Genomic DNA, 23305 nt, shown 5'->3' with positions numbered 1-23305 from the left:
CGGAGGGAGAGGGAGTGGGGCTTCAGTGCAGCAGGTCTTCCTCGTTGTTCTTCTGGGCCGCTTGCCTTGTCAGCTTCGTCACCCAGGAGCGTGTGAGCGGTGTCTCGCTCTCGCTGCCCCGATGCCGGTCCGTGTTGCTGTCCTGCGGCATCAGCCGGTTCACGTGCGCCAGCACCGCCGCCGTCAGGCCCGGTGCCAGCGCCCGAGCCAGCGCCGCTACCTTCGCCGGCACGCCCACCACCGCCTCCGCGTCACCCCGGCGGCACGCCTCGATGATCTTCCGCGCCGCTCGCTCCGCGTTCATCGACATCCCCGGCAGCGAGTCTCCCAGCACGAACCACGCGTACTCCGCCTCGTGGTTGCCCTTGAAGTAGGCGTTGGGCGGGCTGCCCGTCCTCATCAGCGTCGGGCACACCGTCGTCACCAGGATGCCGTCCTGCGCCAGCTCCGTCCGCAGCCCGTCTGACAGGCCCACCAGCGCGAACTTGCTCGCGCTATAGGGCAGCAGGTGCGGGATGCTCACCTTCCCGCCAATCGACGAGATGTTCACGATGCGCCCCCAGCCCCGCCGCTTCATCTCCGGCAGCACCGCCAGCGTCGTGTAGAGCGGACCCCAGAAGTGCACGTTCATCGCCTCGTCGAAGTCCTCCTCGGTCATCGACTCCAGCGGGCCCACCTGGATGGTGCCGGCGTTGTTCACCAGCACGTCCACCACGCCAAAGCGCTCGTGCACCTGCGCCACCATCGCCTCCACCTGCACCCGGTCGCTCACGTCGCAGGGGATGGCCAGCACCTCGCCCCCGTCGCGCTCCAGCTCGTCTCGCGCTCGGGATAGCTCTACCTCCTCTCGCGCGCTGAGGATGATGCGCGCTCCCTCTTCCATGAATTGGCGCGCCATCACCAGGCCCAGCCCTCGCGAGCCGCCCGTCAGCAGCACCGTGCGGCCCTCGAAGCTCACCTTCTCCCGCATCAGCGCCCGGAGCCCCATGACCGCGCCCATTCCCGCCGCGCCCAGGGCCCCCAGCGACAGACGGGAGGCCTCCTTCTTCTTCCTGCCTGCCATGTGGCTCCTCGCTCGTTTCGGGTTCAGGGCGCGAACGCGCCGGTGTTGGCCTCGGGACCGGTGAGCCGCTCCAAGATTCGCCGCAGCTCGAGGTTCAACGCGTCCTCGCCCGACACGCGGAAGCGCAGGATTCCGAAGGCGTCGTACACGAGGAACGTCGGCACATCGTTCACGCCGTACGCCTGCTCCATCGAGCCGTCATCCACCGCCACCGGATGGCGGAAGCCCATCCGCTTCACGATGGCTTCGATGTCGTTGGTGTCCAGCGCGTGCTCCAGGTCTTCTCCGGCCATGGGCACGTGGACGCCGACGACCTGGAGGCCCTTGGGCAGGAACTCGTCCAGCAGCGTCTTGATCTTCGGCAACTGCTGCTCGTTGGTCTGACTCAGCTCGGACCAGAAGTAGAGGAGCGTGGGCCGGCCACGCAGGTCGTGCACGTGCACGGGGGCGTTGATCCATCCGCCTTCGGGATCCAGCAGCGTCAAGGGTACGTCGAGCGAGGACATGGGTAGGGCCTCCTCAAGGGATGCAAGGACGCGATTCAAGCTATGCATCCGCCCCCCGCGTCCCCGAGCCAGACGCCCTTTCGCCCGCCCCCTGCCCACGCGAGCTCCTGACGCGCTGCGTTCAAAACCGGGGATGACACGTTGTGTCAGTCTTTTCTCTTTTCATGAGAATGTCTGTCTTTCGGAATTTAAGAAAATGTGATTAAGTGGCCTCCGCCTGCCCGGCAGCCAGCCGAGCGGGTCCCCCCATGCAGGTTCGAGCAGGAGGCTGTCTCATGAAGAAGCTGTTCAGCACGGCCGTCATCGCCGCCACCGCTCTGGTTGGCGCGGAGGCCTCAGCCACCAACTACTCCCTCTGGATTCACGGCCGTAACGGCGGCAGCACCCAGCGCGGCAACTACGCCGACTTCAGCTACTGGGGCCCGAGCAGCACCGCGGCCGGCGTGAACAAGAAGGCAGTCAACTGGCTCGGCACGCAGAAGATCTCCGTGGAGAACTACCGCATTCGTGACGCGCTCGACTGCTTCTGCACGGGCGCCAACTGGTGCTACATCGCGGCGCACAGCGCGGGCGACCTGCAGATTGGCTACGCGCTGTCCCTGTACGGCGGCTCCACGCGCTACAAGAAGAACGCCATCCCCAATTCCTCGGGCGTGTGCGGCAACACGGACGGCACCACCCAGGTGGGCTGGAACATCAAGTGGGTGGACATCGCCTCGGGCGCTGGCGGCGGCAGCGAGCTGGCCAACATGGGGGACTGGGCGTCGAGCGATCCGCTCACGAGCGACCTGGTCACCTCCACCGCGCGCGCCATGTACAACCACAACACCACGCGCTCGAAGTGGTTCTACATGTTCGCTGGCGCCAGGGGCACGGCCTACTCCGGCACGCTGCCGGGCCAGGACGACGAGGCCGTGGCCTACCACTCCACCGGCGGTGTCTCCGTCACCGGCGGCTTCTGCAACCCGGGTGACTGGTTCTGCGACGGCACGCTGAACACCGGCACCGCGGCCACCAGCGACGGCAAGGCCAAGTGGTCCTACCACACGGTCGAACTGCGCGATGATGGCGAGGCCTACGACCACTACGCCGCCGGCAACTGGGCGGGCATCGTCGGGCCCGTGCGCGCCGACATGGCCTCCTACGCCTACTGAGCCCCTTCTGGCAGCATTGGATGTGCCTCATGTCTCAGCGCCCTTCTCTCCGCGGCCGTTGGCTCCTCCTGCTCGTTCCTCTTGTGCTGGGAGTGGGAGGGTTGCTGCTCTCCGTGGGGCTCATCCGTCCGGGCCTGGGTGCGGCGGAGCTGTCCGCGCCCGAGCTGGAGTCTTCTCCTTCGGGGCGCACGCCTGACGGTCCACCGCCTCGTGTGGCGGCGCGGCCGTCCGCGGGGGCTCCCGTGCAACCCGGTGCCGCTCCGCTCTCCCCCGAGGAGGCCGAGCGCGAGGCGCAGCGGCAACTCTGGGAGCAGCGGCTGGAGCGGGCTCGCTTCACCCTCGACTCCTACCGGCAGTCCACGCGCTACCCGCCTGAGTCGCGCTCCATCAAGGAGCACCCGGATCAGGTGTACCCGGCCTCGCCGGAGCGTAAGCAGCCTCTCAGCAAGGAGCAGCGGGACATCTCGCTGCGCCTCAAGCAGGAGAAGGTCTTCGTTGTAGGCGACGAGGTGGTGCACTTCTTCGTGGGCTGCGAGAACGCACACACCAGCCAGCCGCTGCCCTGCGAGGTGCACTCCGCCTTCGCCCACGAGGCGCCGCACATGACGGCGGCCGGGCAGCTCGGCTCGGTGCCGCTGGACTTCAATGACTCGGGCCGCGCCGGCGACGAGGTGGCCGGTGATGGCACGTGGACCGGGCGCTTCCAACCGTCTCGTCAGGGCTTCGCCATGTTCGAGGGCTCGCTGCGCGTCGAGTTCCGCGTCCGCGCGAATGGCAACGCCGAGGGGGGCGCCTTCTTCGACGTCATGTTCACCCCGGCGCCTCCCGCGACCTTCTCCGGGCGGGTGCGCGAGGCGGTGGAGCACGGCTCATTGCAGCTCTACGTCGGCCTCCAGGTTCGTAAGCCCGGCCGCTACGTGATGGCGGGACGCGTGGATGATGAGGCGGGTATCCCTTTTGCTTATGTTTCCTTTAACGAAGAGTTGGAGGCTGGTGCGCGCGAGGTGAAGTTCACCGTCTTCGGGCTGCTCCTCCATGACGAGAAGCCCGACTTCCCTCTCAAGCTGCGAGACGTGGAGGGCTTCCTGCTCAGAGAGCAGGGAGACCCAGACCGGGAGGTGATGAAGTCGCTCTCTGGCTACGTGCACACCACCCAACAGTACGGCCTGGAGCGTTTCTCACCGGATGAGTGGACGAGCGAAGAGCGCCAGCGCTACCTGGACGAATTTTCCAAGGACGTGAACGAGGCCGAGAAGCGACGAGACGAACTGGCGGGTCGGACGGGAAGGGCTCCCAGGCCTTGAAAGTAAGGGTAATGGATTGGGTGTCTTGAGCTTATGAGGCTCGGCGCATGATTTGCGGAGCTGTGACGCGGGATCGCGCAGCGGTTGCGTGAGGGGGGGCGCGAAGGACTCAGACTTCGGGGCGATTGAAGGGTTCGGGGGCCTCAAAGGGGTCGGCCCGCGCCTTGCTATGCCTGGAGGTGTTCCCACCCCTTTCCCCAGGGGTTCACCTCCCAGCGCCGAGTGCCCGTATGAGCAGCGTCCAGTCGTTCCCGAATCGAAACGCCCCGTCGAGCAACGTCCGCCCCTCGGACAGCCAGGTGAGCGACTTGCGGCTCGTGCCCGTGGAAATCGCTCCGGACACCTTCTGGGTGGGCAAGCGCGACCCGGGCAACATCTTCTACGCCAACCCGTACCTGCGCCGCTTCCGGGGGACGGACCCCAAGACGAGTCGGCCCAACGAGTTCAACCTGCTCATCGACCCGGGCTCGAGCAGTGACTTCGCCGCGGTGTCCACCAAGGTGACGTCGCTTATCGGCGGGTTGGATCGGCTGAGCGCCGTCTTCATCAACCACCAGGATCCGGACGTGGGCTCGTCGGCGAGCATCATCTCCGCGCGCTACGCACCCAAGGCCGGCATCCTCTGCTCCGAGGACACCTGGCGGCTCATCGTCCATCAGAACCTGCCGCGCAACCGCTTCATCGCCACGGAGAAGTTCAGCCACGGGCTCAACGTGCCCACCGGTCACCGGTTGCTGCCGGTGCCCTCGCCGTTCTGCCACTTCCGCGGCGCGGTGATGCTCTACGATCCGGAGACGCGGGTGCTCTTCACGGGAGACCTGTTCGGCGGCGTCACGGACGTGAACGCGCAGGGCCTGTGGGCGGATGAGTCCGACTGGAACGGCATCCGCGCCTTCCATCAAATCTACATGCCGGTGAACCTGGCGCTGCAGCGCGTGGTGGCCGTCATCCGCAACCTGGAGCCGGCGGTGGAGATCATCGCTCCGCAGCACGGACGCCTCATCCGCGGGCCGCTCATCCAGACGTTCCTGGACCGGATGGAGAAGCTGCCGGTGGGCCTGGACATCATGGACGAGGCCCAGGATCGCTCGCACCTGCAGGCGTGGAACGCGGTGGTGGAGCGGGTGCTGACGCTGGCGCGCGGCTACCTGGCGGGCTCGGTGGAAGAGAAGCTGATGGGCAGCACGGAGCTGACGGAGACGGCCCGGGTGCAGAACGGCCAGGTGTCCATCCAGCGCTTGGGGCGGTGGACGGTGGAGCACGTCGTGGAGCTGCTGTGCCGCGGCGAGCCGCCCGAGATCGCTGGCCCCATCATGATGGAGGCCACCACGGCCGCCGCCGAGTACAACCTGCCGACGCCTCACCTGGACATTGAAGGCAATGGCGTGGCCTCGAACGTGTCGCTGCTCGTCGGTTAGCCCGTGAGAAGAGGCGGGGAGGCTGCCGTGAAGGACAACGGGCACGACAGCGACGTGACGTACCTGAACCTCGAGGAGGGGGCGGTGGTTCCGCCTCCCGCCGAGTTGGCGCCCACGCGTCAGTCGCGAGGGAGCGGGCCGGCGCGCACGTTGTTGCTGGGGAGCAGTGAGCACCCGGGGGGCGAGCAGGGCCACCCGGCGGTGCGGGGGCTCATCCCAGGTCAGGTGGTGGCCGAGCGCTACCAGGTGGAGCGCTGGCTGGGCGCCGGTGGCAGCGCCATGGTGCACGAGGTGAAGGACCTCACCACCGGCGAGCACCTGGCGCTCAAGGTGCTCGCCGTGCCGAGCGCGGATGCCTCGCAGATCGCCCGCTTCCGCCAGGAGGTGGAGCACGCCCGCGGGTTGGATCATCCCAACATCGTGCGCGTGTATGACGTGGGCATGGATGGGGACCGGCACTTCCTCACCACGGAGTTGCTGGTGGGGATGGACCTCAAGCACCGCCTGCTGGGCACTCGCCCGACGCTGGCCGAGGCGCTGCGGTGGCTCACTCACGCGGCGGCTGCGCTGGAGTTCGCGCACGGGCACGGTGTGCTGCACCGCGACGTCAAGCCGGGCAACCTCTTCCTGACGAAGCCCGGCATCCTCAAGCTGATGGACTTTGGGCTCGCGAAGAGCGGACACGTGGCCGGCGTGACGGCGCAGGGCGCGGTGCTCGGCACCCCCGAGTACATGGCGCCCGAGCAGATCTCCGGCGCACACCCCATGTCGCCCGCGTCCGACCTCTACTCGCTGGGCGTGGTGGCGTACGAGATCCTCACCGGGCAGTTGCCCTTCCGCCACCCGCAGCCCGTGCCGCTCATGTTCCTGCACGTGCAGCAGCCGCCCACGCCGCCGCGCACGCTCAACCCGAACCTGCCCGAGCCCTTCGAGCGCCTGGTGCTGAAGCTGATGCAGAAGCACCCGGAGCAGCGCTACCCGAGCGCTGCCGCGCTGCGCACGGACCTGGCCCGGCTGTGGCCCCTCGCCCTGCCACCGAAGGCTGCGTCGTCCCGGTAGAGAGGGTTACTCGCTCGCGGTGACGGTGGCGTAGGCGGCGGCTCGGACGGCGGCGCTTGGGTGCTGGCGCAGGGCACGCAGGCGGTGGGCTGCGTCCTCGCGCCAGTGGAGCCGCTGTCCCGCGGCCGAGACGAGCTCCACCGCGGCGAGCGGGGCCTCGGTGCTCACCTGCTCCGCGATTTCCAGCAGGGACTCGGGCGTCCACTCGGCCAAAGCGTCTCCCACTGAGGTCGCCACGGCCGCGGCGAGCGCCGGGGCGAAGAGGGGCTCCTCGCGCACCTCGGCCGCCAGCTCGAGCACTCCCTTCGCGGCGCTCCCTGCGTCATGCCACTGGAGATAGGAGAGTCGGAGCGACACGCTCTCGGGCCAGAGCGAGGGCTCTCTGGCGAGCACCCGAGCCGCCTCAGCCAGCTGCGTGCGCAGCCGTACTCGCACCGGCCTCGGCAAGGACAGCAACTCCTGGCGGAGCGTCCTCAGCCGCTGACGGGCGGGCACGTCCCGCTCGGGCCTGGCGTCCTGGGAGTCAGGGACGGGGGCAGAGAGGAGCTCCGCCATGCAGGCCACCACCTGCTCGAAGAATGGGCCCTCCCGTGTCGCGCTCACCAGGGCTCGCGCGGCCTCTCGCCACTCGGCGGCGTGGGCGAGGTCCAGCACCCGCCCGGCCGCCTCGCGCGCCACCTGCTCCTCCACGCCCGCGGACCAGGCCGGAAGGGTCGTGAAGGCCTTGCGGCGCACGGTGAGCTCCGGGTGGCGGGAGACTTGGAGGAGGAGCGTCGCGTAGCGGGGACGGGCCTTCGGGGGGAGTGCTCCCGGGTGCTGGTCGAGGAGGCTCGCGGCCACGTCTGCGTCTGAGCTTCGAGCCATGGCCTCCAGCAGCTCCCAGGCTGCCGTGTCATCGAGCAACTGGCGTGCGGCGTGGCCCACGGCGATGCGCACGTCCCGGTGGAGCTGGGGCTTGTCCCATTGCTGGCGGAGCAGGGCCACGCTGTGGGCGGAGCGGAAGGTTCCGAGCAGCCGCAGCGCCTCCTTGTGCACCGTCACCTTGAGCTTCTCGCGCGAGAGCAGCGCACCCAGCGCGGTGGAGAGTGTCTCGGGGGAGACGAGCTTCGCCACGCGAGGCACCGCGTACATGGCCACCCGCGCGCGGTCTCCATCCAGGTGTTCCAGCAACAGGGGGAGCGCGGGCTCTGGCCGATCCACCCACGCGAGCGCGCCGAGCGCGGCCTCCACCGTAGGCACGTCCTTCGAGCCGAGAAAGGGCGTGAGGGTGTCTACCGTCACCACCTGCATGTTCGGGAGGACGCGCAGCACGCTCATCCGCTCCCAGGCGCTGCGCTGGGTGTCCCCGGCGATGTGCAGGAGCACGTCGAGGAAGCGTCTCTGCTGGCGCGGCAGCCAGCGGTGGAAGTTGTCCCGGACCTGGGGCACCTGTCCCGTCTTCTCCGTGGTGAACCGCCCCCGCAGGCGCCGGCCCTGGATGTAGGGGTCCAACCACTCCTGCCGGCGCCGGTGGAGGTGCTCGAAGACGAAGGGGAAGGTGGCGATGCTCTCGTCCCGGTCGAGCAGCTTGCGCACCCGGACGTCCCGCGTGCGCGGCGGGGCGAGCCACAGCTGGATGGCCGACTGCGCGAGCCAGGCGGGAGTGGTCTCGGTGATGGGCTCGAGCAGGGCCTGGAGCATGTCCACGTTCCACGCGCGCCGGCCGAGCGCCTGGGTGAGCGTGAGGATGAGGCCGTAGCTCTCGCGCTGGCTGGCCGAGCGGATCATCGGGAGCAGGGTCGCGAAGAGGTGGTGCTCGGCGCCGCGCGGCAGGTTGTGCTCCAGCGAGGGCAGGACGAGCGTGCCGGACTGGCCGGCCAGCCGTTTCAGCGTGTCGAGGGCGAAGCGGAAGAGGGGGCTCTCGGGCGCGGTGGCGTGGGCGCGGATGAGCCGGAAGGCCAGCTCCTGCAGCGCCATCTGCGTGCCACGCGAGGTGTCCCGCGCCTCGACGACGTACGTCACCAGGGTCTCGAGGGCGGGGACGTGCTCGGGCGCGAAGATGGACGGGGGCACCTGTGCGAGCGCGTTGAGGGCCGCGAGACGCACCGGATCCTGGTCGTTCTTCAGTCGGGAGAGATGCGCCAGTGTCTCCGTGAGGCCCCGACGGGACAGGCCGGTGCTGAACACCAGCAGCGCGAGCGCCCGGGCCCGGTCCTCGGCCTTGCTGGCGAAGGCCGCCTTCTGGAGGGGCTCTCGCGCGTGCTCGATGGTGCGCAGCGCGTGGGTGGTGAGCTGCAGGTCCTTGTTCTCCTGCACCTCGCGCAGGCCGAGCTGGCGCGCTGCGACGGTGTCACGCAGCTCGTGGGGGAGCACGGCGAGCAGGGCCTCGGGAAGGACCCGCGGTGTCGTGCCCTCGAAGGCATGGGCGAAGAGGGCGGGGCGCGCGGAAGGGGGGAATGCCACCAGGAAGCGGGCGAGGTGCTGCGGGGACTCCGCCAGGATTCGCGCGAGGGCGAGCCGCTGGTCCTGGGAGAAGGCCCTGGCCTGGCGCAGCAGGCCGTTGGAGAGTCCCTGGGCGAGCAGTGTCGCTCGGAAGGCCGGACGGGTGAGGAGCGCGAAGACCTGCTCGGGGTGGCGCCGCGTGAGCCGCTGAAGGGTGTTCGTCACGAAGAACGGCAGCTTGTCCGGCGGGCAGAAGTCGCGCACGAGCCCCAGCATGGCCTCGCTCCGGTGGAGCGTCAGCGCGGTGAGCGGAGCGTGGTAGAGGTAGAAGAGGATGTCGCGCTCGCGCTCCGGCGCGGCGGCGAGGCGCGAGCGGAAGAAGGCCAGCACCTCGTCCGGGTAGCGGTGCACCAGCGTGCGCCAGGTGTGGACCGTGTGCGCGAGCTCGGGCAGCAGGCGTCGCACCGCGTCCGCGCCAAGAGCGGGGAGGAGCAGGGCGGCTTCCGCGGCACCATGGCGGGAGAGGACGAGGGGAAACAGCCGGGCCGCGAGCGTGCTCTTTTGGGCCAGTGCTAGGCCCTTGAGGATGCGGTGGCGGACGAAGGGGGCCAGCTCCGGCAGGGCCTTCTCGAGGGCTGCGTCATCTTGGATGAAGCTTCCTGCGAAGGCGGCGGCCCGGCCGCGGACGAGACTGGATGGGTGGGAGAGGCCCCGCAGCAGCACGGCCTCATCTCGCGCACCTCGGGCGAGCTCGAGCGCCAGGCACGCCTCATAGGCCTCTCCGGACAGGAGCTCGGCCATGAGCTGCGTGAGCGCGGGGTCGCCCCGGCTGTCACGTCCCAGTGTGGCGACTCGCGCGATGCGTGCGCCGTAGCCCAACGAGTCCAGCTCCGACAGCAGCGCTTCGCGCGACGGTACCCTCATGCGTGCTCCTCCTGGCCCCGGTGACGTTAGACCAATGTGCGCCCTGACAGCCGGTGGTGGGGTCTGGAGTCTCCAGTGCGTGGACTCTCAGGCCGGGGCCCTGGGGACAGAAGACCCCATGCGTCCATGTGTTTTCGCGGGGTTGGCGGCGGCCCTCTCCTTGCTCTTGCTCGGGTGCAGGAGGAACAGCCGATGCGAATCGACAGCGCGGGATGGACGCACGTGGGACGCCGCTCCCACAACGAGGATTCCTGGATGGTCCGTGAGGACCTGGGCCTGTTCGTCGTGGCCGACGGGCTCGGTGGATACGAGGGGGGTGAGGTGGCCAGCCGCTGCGTGGTGGACACCTTCACCGGCTTCTGCGAACGCGTGACCCACGACCCCGAGGCCACCTGGCCTCACAATCTCCGGCGGGGCTACAGCCGCGAGGAGGAGCTGCTCTTCAACTGCACGCTGCTCGCCCAGCGCGCCGTGCTCGCGCGCCGGGTGGGTCACCTGCGGGAGATGGGCTCGACGGTGGTGGCGCTCGCCTTGGGGGCGCGGAGCGCGGCCGTGGCGCACGTGGGGGATAGCCGGCTTTACCGGCTGCGGGACGGGCGGTTGGAGGCGCTGACCCGCGACCACTCGGTGCTCGAGGAGATGCGCGAGGCCAGTGGTGAGGTGATTGAGCGGGGGCGGAGCCCCTACGGGCACCTGATCACCCGCGCGCTGGGGACGGAAAACGCGGAGCCCACCGTGCGGCGGCTCGAGGTGCGGGAGGGGGACGTGTACCTGCTGTGCTCGGATGGGTTGTACGAGCCGCTCGGGCCAGAGCGGATTGCCGCGCGGTTGGGGAAGGGGAGCGCGTTCGGTGTGGCCGAGCGGCTGGTACAGGAGGCCTACGCGCTGGGTGGTACGGACAACATCACCGCCATCGTGGTCGGAGTGGGGGAGGGGCACCGGTGACGCGTGGCTTCCACCGGCGGTAACTCCACCACCTGGCCCTCCCCGCTCCAGGCCCCTTTGGTTTCCGCGTAAGCATGCGTCGCCTACTCGGAATCCGTTTCGGGTTCGTCCTCCTCTGGCTCTCCTGGGAGGGGGGCGTCCATGAATGTCATCCTCCCTGGCAGTTGAACGACCATGAATCCTTTGCCAGCGATTTTGACGCGCTCGGCATCCTGTGCCTGTCCGCTGGCAAGCCATTTGTCTGCCTCTTCTCGCGTCACAAACTCGCGAGATGCCGTCACTTCAAAAGAGGGGTCAAAGAATCTCTCATAATATTTGCGGAATTCGTCCTCTTTCCTTGTGTGGCGGGGGTAGAGCAGTGCAATCTGTGCTAGTTCGATTGCATCCCTCTCCTTCGAGCCCACCGCCTGTTTGTCGCTGATGGATTTTAGAGTGCTGATGATGTCGTCTATGTCGAAGTCTGCGATGTATGGCATGTCATCACCAGGTTTGATGCCGCTTCACAGGGCAGCCGGGACCAGAATCAGCGCGCCACCTGCGCTCAGGGTAACGATGTAGGCGGCGACGTATGGGGCGGCGGCCACACCCCCCACGATGACGAGGCTCCAATCGCGACCTCGGTCTTGTTTTGCCTGAGCCAATCGAGCGCGGCATCCATGTTTGGAAAATGAAACTCCTGTTTGCGCGATTCCTGTCGCTCCAATTCCTCCTGTTGCTTGACGCATGCCATGAATTCTTTGCGGCACTTTTCTGTGCAGTATTCACGGTGCATGCCCGAGCCCTTGGGGATGCTCGTAACCTCAGGCTTGCGCCTCCAGCATATCTTGTAACACTGCTTTTGTAATTCATTGCAGTACGCTTCGGCGCCAGCACCGCCGGTTCCGCTCTCCAGGGCGGAGCCAACTCCGCTCGCGTCCTCTGAAATGATGTAGATTTTTTGTTCTGGCTGCTGCGCGTGGGCGCATCCCGTGCTCGTTATCAGCATCATGACGAGCATCAGGATGGGCTGTCTCATTTTCTTCTCCGCAAGCAGGGACGCTCAAAGCCCCTTCCGGGCCCCTATGTCAACGATGCAGCTTGCCCCAGAGCGAGTAAACGTCTCAGCCTTCGCTCTGGCTACCTTCGGACAGAGAGCCCCTGTGAAGATGCAAATCGGGGACTCATACCCTCACCCCGTCCCTCTCCCAGAGGGAGAGGGGAGGTTGTTACTCAGGGTCCTCGGGGAGCAGGCCGTGGCGCCGGGCCAAGGCTCGCAAGTGTTTGCGATCCACTCCGGCCTGGCGCGCCGCCTCTGACAGGTTTCCTCCCGCTCGGGACAATACGTCCCGCAGGTAATGTCGCTCGAAGGCGTCCACCACTGTTTGCTTTGCCTCCGCGAACGGTAGGTCCGTGCGAAAGGGCACTTCTGGCCCCGTTCCCTGTGGCTGGAGCGACAGGCGCAGCTCTTCGAAGCCGTGTGCCCGGGGCGAGAGCACCAGCGCTCGCTCCAGCACGTTGCGCAGCTCACGCACGTTGCCCGGCCAATCGTGTCCTGACAGTGATTCCAGCCCTGGGCCGCGGATGAGGCCGGGCTCGAAGCCCCTGCGGCGCAGCAGCTCCGTCACCAGCAGAGGCAGATCCTCGCGCCGTTGTCGGAGTGGGGGCAGGGGAAGTGTCACCACCGCCAGCCGGTAGTAGAGGTCTGGCCGGAACGTGCCCTCGGCCACCGCCAACGAGAGATCTACCCGCGAGGCCGCTACTACCCGCACGTCCACTGTCTGCTCGGCGTCTCCTCCCACCGGGCGCACCCGGCGCTCCTCCAGCACGCGCAGCAGCCGCGCCTGCACCGAGGGGGGAATCCCCGCCAGCTCGTCCAGGAAGAGCGTGCCTCCATTCGCTCGCACGAAGGCGCCCGACCGGGCCGCCAGCGCTCCCGTGAAGGCTCCGCGTACGTGGCCGAAGAGCTCGCTCTCCACCAGCCCCTCCGGCAGTGCGCCGCAGTCCACCGCCACGAAGGGGCCCTTGCGCCGCGTGCTCGCCTCGTGGAGGGCTCGTGCCACCACCTCCTTGCCCGTCCCCGTCTCTCCCTGGATGAGCACCGTCGTGTCCGTGGGTGCCACGTGCTCCAGCACTGCGAACAGCTCGCGCATCGCCAGGCTCTCGCCCACCAGCTCCCCGAAGCGCCGTGCCTGGCTCGGGGCCACCTCCCATTGATGCCCCTCCGCCTGGATGCGCAGGAAGCTGCGTCCCACCTTGAAGGTGGCTCCCACTCGCACCCGTGCCTCTCCTATTCGCGAGCCCTCGTAGAGCGTGCCATTGCGGCTGCCCAGGTCCCGCACCATGAATCCCGCTGGCTCCACCTGGACCTCCAGGTGCTCGCCCGAGACACGCGGGTCGCTCAGCCGCAGCGCGCACCCCTCGCGAGTGCCCACCCGCACCGGCTTCTCCCCGAGTGCCACCGCGCGCCCGACATCGGGCCCATCGATGACAACGAGCTGGCAGCGCCGGGGAGGCGTGTTTCCGGAGGACTCAGCCTGGGTGGAGAGGACGGTTTCGGACACGGCTGCGCTAGTCTAGGGCGGGTGAGGGAGTTGCCGCGACAGCTCGGACCCTATCGCCTCGTGCGCCGGCTTGGCGCGGGGGGGATGGCCGAGGTGTTCCTCGCGTTGGCCTTCGGCGCCAGCGGCTTCGAGAAGCGCGTGGTGCTCAAGGTGCTCCGCCCCGAGCACCAGGGCAATCCCACCTACGAGCGCATGTTCCTCGAGGAGGGCCGGCTGGGGGCTCGGCTGAGCCACCGCAACCTCGTGGGTGTGCACGACCTGGGCTTCGCGGACGGCGCCTATTACGTGCGGTTGGACTACGTGGAGGGCGCGGACCTGGCCACCCTCCTGGCGCGAGGCCTGCCTGGCTCACCGCTGGCGCTCTTTGTAGCGGAGGAGCTCGCGTTGGCGCTCGCCGCGGTGCACGGGCTGGAGGACGAGTCGGGACGGCCGCTCGGGCTGGTGCACCGGGACGTCACGCCGTCCAACGTGCTGGTGTCCCGGCTGGGCGAGGTGAAGCTGGCGGACTTCGGCATCGCCAAGGCCACGCTGCTGCGAGACCAGACTCGCTCCGGAGTGCGCAAGGGAACGTACGCGTACATGTCCCCCGAGCAGGTGCGCGGCGGCGTGCTGGGACCCGCGAGTGATCTCTTCTCCCTAGGCACCACGCTCCATGAGCTGCTCACCGGACGCCGGCCCTTCGATGGGGAGACGCCCTTCGAGACGATGGAGCGCATCCGCGAGGCGGACGTGGGGCCACTCCCGGACGTGGACGAAGACCTCCGGCCCCTGCTCCGGGCCTGTCTGGCGCGGCGGCCGGAAGACAGGCCCGGCTCGGCCGAGGCGCTGTGCCGGATGCTCTCGCCCTTGCGGCGCGCGCGTCCCGACGCCGGTCCGGCGGAGCTCGCCCGGTGGGCTCGTGACGCCCTGGGGGCCACGCGCGAGGGAGCGCGCGCCGAGGCGACGGTCCTGGAGGACACGTAGGGGAGGGCGGGGAGCCACCCTCACCCCGCGAGGGTCTCGTCCTGCTTGCGCGGCTGGCGCGGCAGCTCCACGGTGAAGGTGGCTCCCTGGCCCGGAGTGCTCTCCGCCCTCACCGTCCCGCTCAGCGCGTCGATGATCTGCCGCGTCACGTACAGGCCCAGACCGAGCCCGCCGTAGTGCCGCTCGGATACGGCGCGCTCGAAGCGATTGAAGATGCGCCCCATCGCCTCGGGCTTGATGCCAATCCCTTCGTCCCGGACCTCGAGCCGCGCCTGGTTGCCGTCATCCTCGACGCGGATGTGGATGGGTTTACCGGCCCCATATTTGATGGCGTTGGACAGCAGGTTCGTCAGGACCTGCTCCAGCCGGAGCCGATCCCACAGCCCAATGACCGGCTCTTGCGTGTGGAGGTAGAGCGTGCACCCGGCGCGCGTCGCCTCGGGATGGAACCGGGCGGCGATGTCGTGCGTCACCTTTGAGAGGTCCACTTCCTCGAGCCGCAGCTTCATGCGACCGGTGCGGATCCGCGACACGTCCAGGAGATCGCTCACCAGGTCCGCCAGGCGCTTCACCTGCTGGCGCATCAGCTCCACCTCCTGGGTGATGCGCGTGGTCAGGGGTGTGCTCGGCTCGGTCGCGAGGAGCCTTGCGAGCGACTGGAGCCTGAGCTTCAGCGGGGTGAGCGGCGTGTTCAGCTCGTGGCTGGCGACGGAGAGGAACTCGTCCCGGAGGCGCACCGCCTCTTGAAGCTTCGCCAGGAGTTGCTCGCGCTCGGCCTGCTGGTGCTTGTCCCAGGTGGTGTCCCGCAGCTCGATGACAGTGCCCGTCGCCTTTCCGTCCTCGACGATGGGGCTCGCGGTGAAGGCAACCGGGTAGAAGCTGCCGTCCTTGCGGATGAACACGTCTTCCCCTTGCTCTTGGGCGCGTGTCGGCAGCGCCCGATCAATGGGGCACTCCGACATGGGGTAGTGCGTTCCATCGGGCCGGGTGTGGTGGATGAAGTCATGGAGGGGCTTGCCCTGCATCTCGTCCAGGGTGAAGCCGGTGATCTTCTCGGCCGCGGGGTTCATGAAGACGCAGTGCTGGCGCGCGTCCATCATGACGAGTCCCAGCGTGGCGTTGTGCGTGATGGCGGTGAGGCGCCGCTCGGCGTTCTCGAGGTTCCGCCGCGCCAGCACCTGCTCGGTTACCTCGAAGCCGAAGAGCATCACCCCGTCTGGCTTTCCGTTCGGCCCGAGCTGGGGCTGGAAGACGAAATCGAAGTAGCCCGTGCGTGGGTTCGCCGGGTCCCCCACCTGGGCGGGAACTTCCTTGCCGATGTAGGGCTCACCCGTCTGGTACACCCGATCCAGCAGCTCGTAGATACCTTGTCCCCCCAGCTCGGGCTGCGCCTGCCTGACGCTCCTGCCCAACAACTCCCGATGGCCGAGGAGCCGAGCATGGAAGAGGTTGCTGAACTCGATGACGTGCTCGGGCCCCCGGTGGATGGCGATGATGGCCGGGGCGTTCATGAAGAGTGCGAGAACCCGTTCGCGTTGTGCCTCGGCCTCGGCCCGAGCGGCCCGCTCGCGCACGTTCAGCCGGGTGATAAGGGTAGAGATGCCAACGAAGAGGGCGACCGCCAGGATGTCCGGGGGACTCACGGACAGCGAGTTCCTCGGGGGGAGGAAGACGTAGTCGGCGATCAAGGCGGAGAGGCCGGTGCTCAAGAGGCCAGGCCCCCATCCCCCCATCCACCCGGAGAGCATCACCGCGCCGAAGAAGAGGATGAACGGTGTGGCCCTGACGTAGGGATAGATGAGGAGTTGCACCAGCAGGGCCGCAATCGTGACGAGGACGGCGAAGCCATATGCCGTGAGGGGGGATTCGCCCCACTTCCCGTTCCTTCGATACTTCAGTGACAAGGGCCCTCCGTACGACGTCCACGCTTCGTAGCAGGGCGGGCAGGCCAACCAGCACCACAGCCCTGGACGCATAACGGATTGTGAACAACCGGGTGCTCAGGTTCTCGTGCGAGGAATACGGACGGTGAAGGTCGTTCCACGCTCATCAGTGGACTGCACGTCGATGCTTCCCCCGTGCGCCCTGACCACCAGGTTCACAATGTGAAGGCCGAGCCCCACGCTCCGGCTCGACTTCCCGGCCCCGGTGGTTCCGCGCTGCATCGGCTCGAACAACCGGGGAAGGACCTTCGTCGGAATGGGCACGCCGGTGTTGTGGACTTCCAGCACCATCTCGGCCGCCTCTCCCCGCGTGCTCACCCGCACGGGCGTTCCCGGGGAACTGTATTGAAGCGCGTTGCTCAGCAGGTTTCCGACCACCTGGGCCATCCGGTCCGCGTCCCAACGCACCTGTCCCTCACCGGTCTGCTCGACTTGGATTTCACGATCCGGATTCGCGACGCGGATCTCGTCTATCACCTGCATGGCGAGGATGTGGAAGTCGAAGGGCTCCGGATGGATGGGCAGGCTGCCTCCGAACCGGGCCTGGGTGAAGTCGAGCAGGTCTCGAATCATCCGATTCGCGCGCTCGGCGGAGTTGAGGGTGCGACTGAGGAACCTGCGCTGTCGCTCCTCCAAATCCTGTCGCCGCAGCAGCGTCTTGGTGGACATGAGGATGGCGTTGAGAGGGTTGCGCAGATCATGGGAGACGATGCCGATGAGATGCTGCTCGAACTCGGCGCGCTTGCGCGCTTCCTGCTCGAGGACGCGTCGCTGTCGGATGTCTCGGGCAATGCAGGCGACGGCGATCGCCTGACCCGCCTCGGCATCCAGGATGCCAATGGTGTTGATGTCCATGTCGATGAGCTCGCCCGTCTTGAAGTGCACGAGCTGCCCCTCGAACCGGACTGTCTCGCCCTTCATCAGGTGCGGGATGGATTGGCGCGCGGCCTGATAGGTCTCGGGTATCCAGTAGTCCGCGATGACGGTACGAGGCACATCCTCCTCGCTCAGGCCCGCGAGGGCGCGCCCAGCGGGATTGAGATAGATGAGCCGCTGGTCGAGTGAGGCGATGGCGATGAAGTCGCCGCTGCTCTCCACGAGCGCGAAGAACTTCTGCCGCTCCTGTTCAATCCGCTTCCTCCGGGTGATGTCCCGGAAGAGGACGACGGAGGCGATGATGCGCCCCTCCGAGTCACGCGCCGGTCCATAGTCCATTTCCACGATTCCCCGGGTGCCGTCGCCGAAGATGTAGCCCACCTCCTCGCCATGGCCCTCCAGACCCCGCAGGCCGCGCAGGAGCGGGTAGTCCTCGGTGGCGAGGGGCGTGCCGTCGGGCCGCACGGCCGACCATTGTTGATAGTCCTCGGGACGGTTCGTAGCGGGGGCGGGATGCTGGAGCTCGGACTCGGTGCGCTTGTTGGCCAGCACGATGCGGCCGGTGGTGTCCGCGATGGCCACCGCCACGGGCGCATTCTCGAGCACCGCGTGAAGTAGGGCCTGTTCCTCTTCAATCTTGCGCCGCGCTCGCACCTGGGCCGTCACATCCACCGCGTGGACGAAGATGCCGTCCACCGCTCCGTCTGGAGCGCGCGTGGGTTGGTAGACGAAGTTGAAGAAGCAGTCTTCCAGGTGCCCGGTGCCTTCGCGGTCCAGGCGAACATTCAGCTCGTTGGCGATGAAGGGCTCTCCCGTGGCATAGGCGCTGTCCAGCAGCGCGAGGAAGCCTTGCTGCACGAGCTCGGGCAGCGTCTGGCGCACGGTCTTGCCCACCACGTCACGGCCGACGACCTGGAGATAGATGGGGTTGGCGTAGTCGAAGACGTGCTCAGGGCCCCGCAACACGGCGATGGCGGCGGGGGCGTGTTGCAAGAGTTCGTGCAGGTCGGCGCGGGCGCGCGCGGCCCGTTTGAGTGCTTTCAGCTCGTCACGCTCCAGCTCGCCGCGTTGGGTGAGGTGCACCACCTCCGTCACATCCTCCACCTGGTGCAGGATGTAGAGGAGCGCTCCCTCCTCGGAGAGGATGGGGAGGTTGATGGGGCTCCAGTAGCGCTCCTCGAATCCACCCCCGGCGCTCGCGGGCCGGCGCACGTCGTACTTCTGCACGGACATCATGTCCGGGGCTCTGGTGGCCAACACCCGGGCCAGTGAGGCACGCAGGTTCATGGTACCCGTGGCCTGCGGGTTCCCCGGGTTGTCCGGAAACGCCTTGAAGAGGCCACGGCCGACAAGGTCCTCCCGCCGCGTCATCGTCGCGCGGAGGTAGGCATCCGTGACGGCGACGATGGTGAAGGCCGGGTCCGGGGTGAGGACGAGGTAGAGGCCCGGGCTCTTTTCGAAGAGTCGTTGGAAGTCGGGCACCTCATGGCCGTACCAGAGGTCACTTCTCCCTGGAACGGGGAGGGTGCACCAGGGGGCGCCTGGTGAACACCCTCCTCCGCCACGCGCCCGGATTGTGACGTTGACCCCGTCCTCTAGCCCGCCTCGCCGCCGTCGATGTTGTACGCCGCTCCCGTGATGCTGGCCGCCGCGTCTGTGGTCAGGAAGACGCACAGCGCTGCCACTTCCTCCGGCTGGATGACCCGGCCCAGCGCGTTCATGTTCGCCAGCGCCGCGTGCGCCTCCTGCTCCGAGCGCCCCGTGGTCTTCGAGATCGCCGCCTTGGCGTTCGTGAGCATGTCCGTCTCCACCCAGCCCGGGTTCACGATGTTCACCGTCACGTTCTTGCGCGCCCACTCCACTGCCAGCGAGCGCGTCAGCCCCAGCAGCGCGTGCTTCGAGGCGCAGTAGGCCGACGTGTACTTCACGCCTCGCGTCGCCGCGATGCTCCCGATGTTGATGATCCGGCCCCCTCCCGCCGCCGCCATCGCCGGAATCAGCTCGCGGCAGAAGAGGAACGGCGCCGTCACGTTCACCGCCATGACCTTCTGGAAGTCCTGCGTGGACGTCTTGTTCAGCGGCGCCGACACGGTGATGCCCGCGTTGTTCACCAGCACCCGCGGCGTCCCCGCCTCCAGAATGCGCTTGCTCGCCGCCACCACCGCGGCCTCGTCCGCTACGTCGATCGCCAGCGGGCGCACCGCGCCTCCCGACTCGCGCGCCAGGGACTCCAGCGCGTCCGCCGCCCGCGCCAGCGCCCACACCTCGTAGCCCTCCTTCACGAAGGCCTGAACCAGAGCGCGCCCGATACCGCGGCTCGCCCCCGTCACCACCGCTGTCTTCTTGGTCGTCGTCATGGCCTCGGAGAATACCCGGCCCTCGTTCGGCTGGCCTGCCCGGTGATACAAGCCCCCCGCCCACCCCTGGAGGACTCCCCCATGCCTCGCGCGGACATCACCGACCTCTTCCGCATCGACGACCTGCTCTCCGACGAGGAGAAGGCCGCCCGTGACACCGTCGCCCGCTTCGTCGACACCGAGGTGCTCCCCATCATTGGCAAGCACTTCCGCGAGGGCACCTTCCCCGCGCACCTCGTGCCCCGGCTGGGCGAGATGGGTGTGCTCGGCGCCAACCTCCAGGGCTATGGCTGTGCGGGAATGAACACTGTCAGCTACGGCCTCATCCTCCAGGAGCTGGAGCGCGGGGACTCGGGGCTGCGCTCTTTCTCGTCCGTGCAGGGCTCGCTCTGCATGTTCCCCATCCACGCCTACGGCAGCGAGGAGCAGAAGCAGCGCTTCCTGCCCGGCATGGCTCGAGGCGAGCTCATCGGCTGCTTCGGTCTCACCGAGGCGGACTTTGGCTCCAACCCTGGCGGCATGCGAACCCGGGCTCGCCGCGATGGCGACACGTGGGTGCTCAACGGCTCGAAGACGTGGATTACCAATGGCACCCTGGCCAACGTGGCCGTGGTGTGGGCCAAGACGGACGAGGGCGGCCCCGAGTCCATCCGCGGCTTCCTCGTGGAGAAGGGCATGCTTGGCTTCACCACCCGCGAGATTCCGGGGAAGTTCTCCTTGCGCGCCTCCACCACGAGCGAGCTGTTCTTCGAGGACGTGCGTGTGCCGGACGCCAACGTGCTGCCCGGGGTGAAGGGGCTGCGCGGGCCCCTGTCCTGCCTCAACAACGCGCGGATGACGATTGCCTTTGCCGTCACCGGCGCCGCCATCGCGTGCTTCGAGGGTGCTCGCGAGTACTCGCTCTCCCGGGGCCAGTTTGACAAGCCCATCGCCGCCTACCAGCTCACGCAAGAGAAGCTGGCGGATATGCTGCAAGAGATTGTGAAGGCGCAACTGCTCTCATTGCGGCTGGCGCGCCTCAAGGACGAGGGCAAGGTGACGCCCGTCATGGTGAGCCTGGCCAAGCGCAACAACGTGAAGGCCGCGCTGGAGATCGCCCGTGTGGCCCGGAGCATCTACGGCGCCAACGGCGTTACCGACGCCTACCCGCCCATCCGCCACATGCTCAACCTGGAGAGCGTCTTCACCTACGAGGGCACCCACGAGGTGCACACGCTGGTGCTCGGCAAGGCCATCACCGGCTATGACGCCTTCAGTTGACGATCGGACAGACGACGCTTCTTGTTCTGCGGATCAGGTGTGTTCTCGGTCCTCGCCCACCAGCTTGCAGGGAGCTGGTTCACCTATCGCGAGGAGCACCGCACATGGATGCAGCCCCGGATCTCCGCGTTCCCACCGAGTCGAGGAGTGAGGGCAAGCCGAGGGAAGTGAACCCGAATTCCGAGCGGTGGAGGGTGACCGTGGCGGAAGACGCGTTGGGCTGGTGGGTCCGGCTCGAGGGGAGCGGTCAGATAGACCGTTACCCCAATGTGACCCAAGCCATCCACCGCGGGCGCAAGCTGGCGCATCAGAACAAACCTTCGTGCCTCGTCGTCCATCACGCGAGCGGGGTGGAGGAGCTGGCCTGGTTCGAGGAGTGACCCAAGGCTCGGGCCTCGGATTCGCCATGAACCCGAGGCCCTCTTTTGACTCAACGGCGAGGTGATGCCGGCATTCTGGGCTCAACGGCCCGTGCTGCCGCCGCCCGTGCCGCCCGTACCAGTGCCGCCGGTGCCAGTGCCGGTTCCAGTCCCAGTCCCGGTCCCTGGACTCGTGGCCCCGCCCGTCGTGCCGCCGGTGCCGGTGCCCATGTCGCCGCCGATGCCGGTACCCGTACCGGTGCCAGTGCCGGTGCCACCCAGGTCGCTCCCGGTGCCCGTGCCGCCGGTGCCAGTGCCGGTGCCACCGAGGTCGGTGCCAGTGCCCGAGCCGCCAGTGCCGCCCAGGTCGGTGCCAGTGCCGGTGCCGGTGCCGCCTACGTCACCACCCGTTCCAGTGCCGGTGCCGGTGCCACCGAGGTCGGTGCCGGTGCCCGAGCCGCCAGTGCCGCCCAGGTCGGTGCCGGTGCCGGTGCCGCCTACGTCACCACCCGTTCCAGTGCCGGTGCCACCGAGATCGGTGCCAGTGCCGGTGCCGCTGCCGCCTACGTCGCTGCCAGTGCCAGTGCCACCCAGGTCGCCGCCGGTGCCGGTGCCGCTACCGCCCAGATCGCCGCCCGTGCCAGTGCCGCCGGTGCCGCCTACGTCGCTGCCAGTACCGGTGCCGCCCAGATCACCTGCGCCTCCCGAGCCGGTACCTCCCGTGCCGCCCGTTCCTCCCGTATCGGTGCTCCCGGCTCCTCCGGAACCTCCGCTTGTCCCCGAGGTCCCTACGTCACCGCCGGTACCGCCCGTCGTGGCTCCCGTGTCCGTGCCTGTGCCGGTGCCCGTAGTTCCCGCGCCCTGCTGATCCGTGGGAGTGGTCTGCGGTGAAGACTTGCAAGCCGGTGCCCAGAGCAACGCCGACGCCAATGCCCCAACAACTGCGACCCTGAAGTGTTTCATCACGCGTTCTCCATGTGACGTTCACCACACGGTAGGTATCGGACACGCGATGACACACCGGTCTGCGGGACTCGTACTGCGGGTCGGGGGCTGTCGAGTCGCTCGTTCCCCTGCATGCCGTCCAATAGGCCAGCCATCCACAGCCAGGGCCCTGCTTCTTGGCTACCCTCCGACGGACCACTCCAGCTCTGCCTTCAGCGCGAGGTGATCAGAGACGCGCTCGGCGAGGGGGCGGTAGTGCGTGAAGCGCAGCTCGGGGGACGCCAGGATCCAGTCCAGGCGCATCGTCGGCGCGTGGGCCTCGTAGGTGGGCTCGCCGCCACCCGGCTCGGGGGTGTGCAGCGCCAATTGCTTCATCATCTGCTCGATGCCCACTCCCGGGTTGCCCTGGCGCGAGTTCATATCCCCCATCACCAGGCGTGGGCGGGGCGGACGGCGTTGGAGTGCCTCGATGATGTGGAGCGCCTGCTGTTGCCGTCGACGTTCGGAGGCGAAGTCCAGGTGCGTCGACACCACGTCCAACAGGCGGCCTTCGTCCTCCACCGCGGCCACCACATAGCCCTTGTCGACGGGGGCGATTCCCTTGAAGCGCTCCGAGTGGGTTTCCCGCAGCGGCCGATGGGAGAGCAGGGCGGTGCCGCGGGTACAGAGCCCTCGCAGGTGGAGGTGGGCTCCGTGAAACACGTGCGCGTAGCCGGCGCGAGTCGCCAGGCGCTCCAGCGGGTCCACGGTTCCGCTGAAGAGTCCCGCTCGGTCCACCTCCTGGAGCGCCACCACGTCCGCGTTCTCCCGCGCGAGCAGCCCGGCCATCTGGTCCAGGTGGTCCAGCAGCTTGGCGCGCGGGAGCAGGAAGGGCAGGGGGACGGGAATCGACGGCACGCCGTGCGCGATGTTCAGCGTGAGCACCTTGAGCATGCGATCCCGTCCTCTCCGCCCAAGCGCGGGCCTACGGCTTCAGCTGGAAGTAGAGCAGATCGCTGGAGCCTCGCGACGTATAGGTGCGCCCATCCAGCTCGAGCAGAAGGGCTCCGACTCCAAATCCTCTGTTCTGCTTCATGCTTCCTCCCGGGGCTGCCTAGGTGTTGCGCGGAGGCTGTTTGCACCCGGTGTGCCCGGAAGGATTCCGTCAGGAGGCATCGTTGGAGGTCCGGTTGTCCACCCGCCCGTGACACATGGGGCAGGGGGCGGCCCCTCGGTGTGGAAAGGCTTCTTAGGGTTGGGAAAGGGGTGGCCTACCTGGCAGGAGGGAA

Annotated in this window: 19 protein-coding genes; 8 read left to right on the top strand and 11 right to left on the bottom strand. The window is 68.0% G+C overall.

The genetic code is table 11. The features are described from left to right. Nucleotides 1-22 precede the first annotated feature (22 nt). Nucleotides 23-1063, bottom strand: coding sequence for an SDR family NAD(P)-dependent oxidoreductase (locus F0U60_RS42070; RefSeq protein WP_395808510.1), 1041 nt, complete (start codon nt 1061-1063; stop codon nt 23-25). Between the two features lie 23 nt (nt 1064-1086). Continuing rightward, complete coding sequence (locus F0U60_RS42065; RefSeq protein ID WP_395808508.1) at nt 1087-1569, bottom strand: TlpA family protein disulfide reductase; 483 nt, start codon at nt 1567-1569, stop codon at nt 1087-1089. Between the two features lie 275 nt (nt 1570-1844). Between F0U60_RS42065 and F0U60_RS42060 the strand changes: the two genes are divergently transcribed. The 4 genes from F0U60_RS42060 (at nt 1845) to F0U60_RS42045 (ending at nt 6504) form a co-directional block, all read left to right on the top strand. After that, on the top strand, nt 1845-2723 hold the full coding sequence (locus F0U60_RS42060; RefSeq protein WP_395808506.1) for a hypothetical protein: 879 nt from the start codon (nt 1845-1847) through the stop codon (nt 2721-2723). A gap of 29 nt (nt 2724-2752) precedes the next feature. Further along, nucleotides 2753-4027: a choice-of-anchor X domain-containing protein gene (locus F0U60_RS42055; RefSeq protein WP_395808504.1), complete on the top strand. Its 1275-nt coding sequence runs from the start codon at nt 2753-2755 to the stop codon at nt 4025-4027. A gap of 230 nt (nt 4028-4257) precedes the next feature. Further along, complete coding sequence (locus F0U60_RS42050; protein WP_395808501.1) at nt 4258-5445, top strand: MBL fold metallo-hydrolase; 1188 nt, start codon at nt 4258-4260, stop codon at nt 5443-5445. A 27-nt stretch (nt 5446-5472) separates the two neighbouring features. Next, on the top strand, nt 5473-6504 hold the full coding sequence (locus F0U60_RS42045) for a serine/threonine-protein kinase (RefSeq protein ID WP_395808499.1): 1032 nt from the start codon (nt 5473-5475) through the stop codon (nt 6502-6504). A gap of 6 nt (nt 6505-6510) precedes the next feature. On the opposite strand, the gene F0U60_RS42040 is transcribed toward F0U60_RS42045, so the two are convergent. Beyond that, nucleotides 6511-9849 carry a hypothetical protein gene (locus F0U60_RS42040; protein WP_395808497.1) on the bottom strand — a complete coding sequence of 1113 codons (3339 nt, stop codon included), beginning with the start codon at nt 9847-9849 and terminating at the stop codon, nt 6511-6513. 192 nt (nt 9850-10041) lie between these two features. On the opposite strand from F0U60_RS42040, the gene F0U60_RS42035 reads away from it, so the two are divergent. Then, nucleotides 10042-10794, top strand: coding sequence for a PP2C family protein-serine/threonine phosphatase (locus F0U60_RS42035; RefSeq protein ID WP_395808495.1), 753 nt, complete (start codon nt 10042-10044; stop codon nt 10792-10794). An 83-nt stretch (nt 10795-10877) separates the two neighbouring features. Here F0U60_RS42035 and F0U60_RS42030 read toward each other — a convergent pair whose 3' ends face one another. From F0U60_RS42030 to F0U60_RS42020, 3 genes are all read right to left on the bottom strand, one after another. After that, on the bottom strand, nt 10878-11270 hold the full coding sequence (locus tag F0U60_RS42030; RefSeq protein WP_395808493.1) for a hypothetical protein: 393 nt from the start codon (nt 11268-11270) through the stop codon (nt 10878-10880). A 65-nt stretch (nt 11271-11335) separates the two neighbouring features. Further along, on the bottom strand, nt 11336-11809 hold the full coding sequence (locus tag F0U60_RS42025) for a hypothetical protein (RefSeq protein ID WP_395808491.1): 474 nt from the start codon (nt 11807-11809) through the stop codon (nt 11336-11338). A gap of 190 nt (nt 11810-11999) precedes the next feature. Next, complete coding sequence (locus F0U60_RS42020) at nt 12000-13334, bottom strand: sigma 54-interacting transcriptional regulator (RefSeq protein ID WP_395808489.1); 1335 nt, start codon at nt 13332-13334, stop codon at nt 12000-12002. Nucleotides 13335-13364: 30 nt separating this feature from the next. On the opposite strand from F0U60_RS42020, the gene F0U60_RS42015 reads away from it, so the two are divergent. Next, nucleotides 13365-14297 (top strand): serine/threonine-protein kinase, encoded by a 933-nt coding sequence (locus F0U60_RS42015; protein ID WP_395808488.1) that lies wholly within the window; start codon nt 13365-13367, stop codon nt 14295-14297. 20 nt (nt 14298-14317) lie between these two features. Here F0U60_RS42015 and F0U60_RS42010 read toward each other — a convergent pair whose 3' ends face one another. The 3 genes from F0U60_RS42010 to F0U60_RS42000 all read right to left on the bottom strand — a co-directional run bounded on the left by F0U60_RS42010 (nt 14318) and on the right by F0U60_RS42000 (nt 19473). Beyond that, nucleotides 14318-16201: an ATP-binding protein gene (locus F0U60_RS42010; RefSeq protein WP_395808486.1), complete on the bottom strand. Its 1884-nt coding sequence runs from the start codon at nt 16199-16201 to the stop codon at nt 14318-14320. Nucleotides 16202-16297: 96 nt separating this feature from the next. Continuing rightward, a complete protein-coding gene (locus F0U60_RS42005; protein WP_395808484.1) occupies nt 16298-18598 on the bottom strand; it encodes a PAS domain-containing protein in 2301 nt (766 codons plus the stop codon). A gap of 113 nt (nt 18599-18711) precedes the next feature. Beyond that, a complete protein-coding gene (locus tag F0U60_RS42000; protein WP_395808482.1) occupies nt 18712-19473 on the bottom strand; it encodes an SDR family NAD(P)-dependent oxidoreductase in 762 nt (253 codons plus the stop codon). 81 nt (nt 19474-19554) lie between these two features. Here F0U60_RS42000 and F0U60_RS41995 point away from each other — a divergent pair, with 81 nt between their 5' ends. After that, nucleotides 19555-20733 (top strand): acyl-CoA dehydrogenase family protein, encoded by a 1179-nt coding sequence (locus F0U60_RS41995; RefSeq protein WP_395808480.1) that lies wholly within the window; start codon nt 19555-19557, stop codon nt 20731-20733. Between the two features lie 104 nt (nt 20734-20837). Beyond that, nucleotides 20838-21113 carry a DUF2188 domain-containing protein gene (locus F0U60_RS41990; RefSeq protein ID WP_395808478.1) on the top strand — a complete coding sequence of 92 codons (276 nt, stop codon included), beginning with the start codon at nt 20838-20840 and terminating at the stop codon, nt 21111-21113. Between the two features lie 81 nt (nt 21114-21194). On the opposite strand, the gene F0U60_RS41985 is transcribed toward F0U60_RS41990, so the two are convergent. Both F0U60_RS41985 and F0U60_RS41980 read right to left on the bottom strand, forming a co-directional pair. After that, on the bottom strand, nt 21195-22055 hold the full coding sequence (locus F0U60_RS41985; protein WP_395808476.1) for a hypothetical protein: 861 nt from the start codon (nt 22053-22055) through the stop codon (nt 21195-21197). Between the two features lie 162 nt (nt 22056-22217). After that, entirely contained in the window at nt 22218-22970 is a 753-nt protein-coding gene (locus F0U60_RS41980) for an endonuclease/exonuclease/phosphatase family protein (protein WP_395808474.1), read from the bottom strand. Nucleotides 22971-23305 lie beyond the last annotated feature (335 nt).

This window comes from Archangium minus (assembly GCF_044360475.1).
Taxonomy (GTDB): domain Bacteria; phylum Myxococcota; class Myxococcia; order Myxococcales; family Myxococcaceae; genus Archangium; species Archangium minus.
The sequence above is the reverse complement of the archived record's forward strand: the minus strand, read 5'-3'. Positions and strand labels throughout refer to the sequence as shown.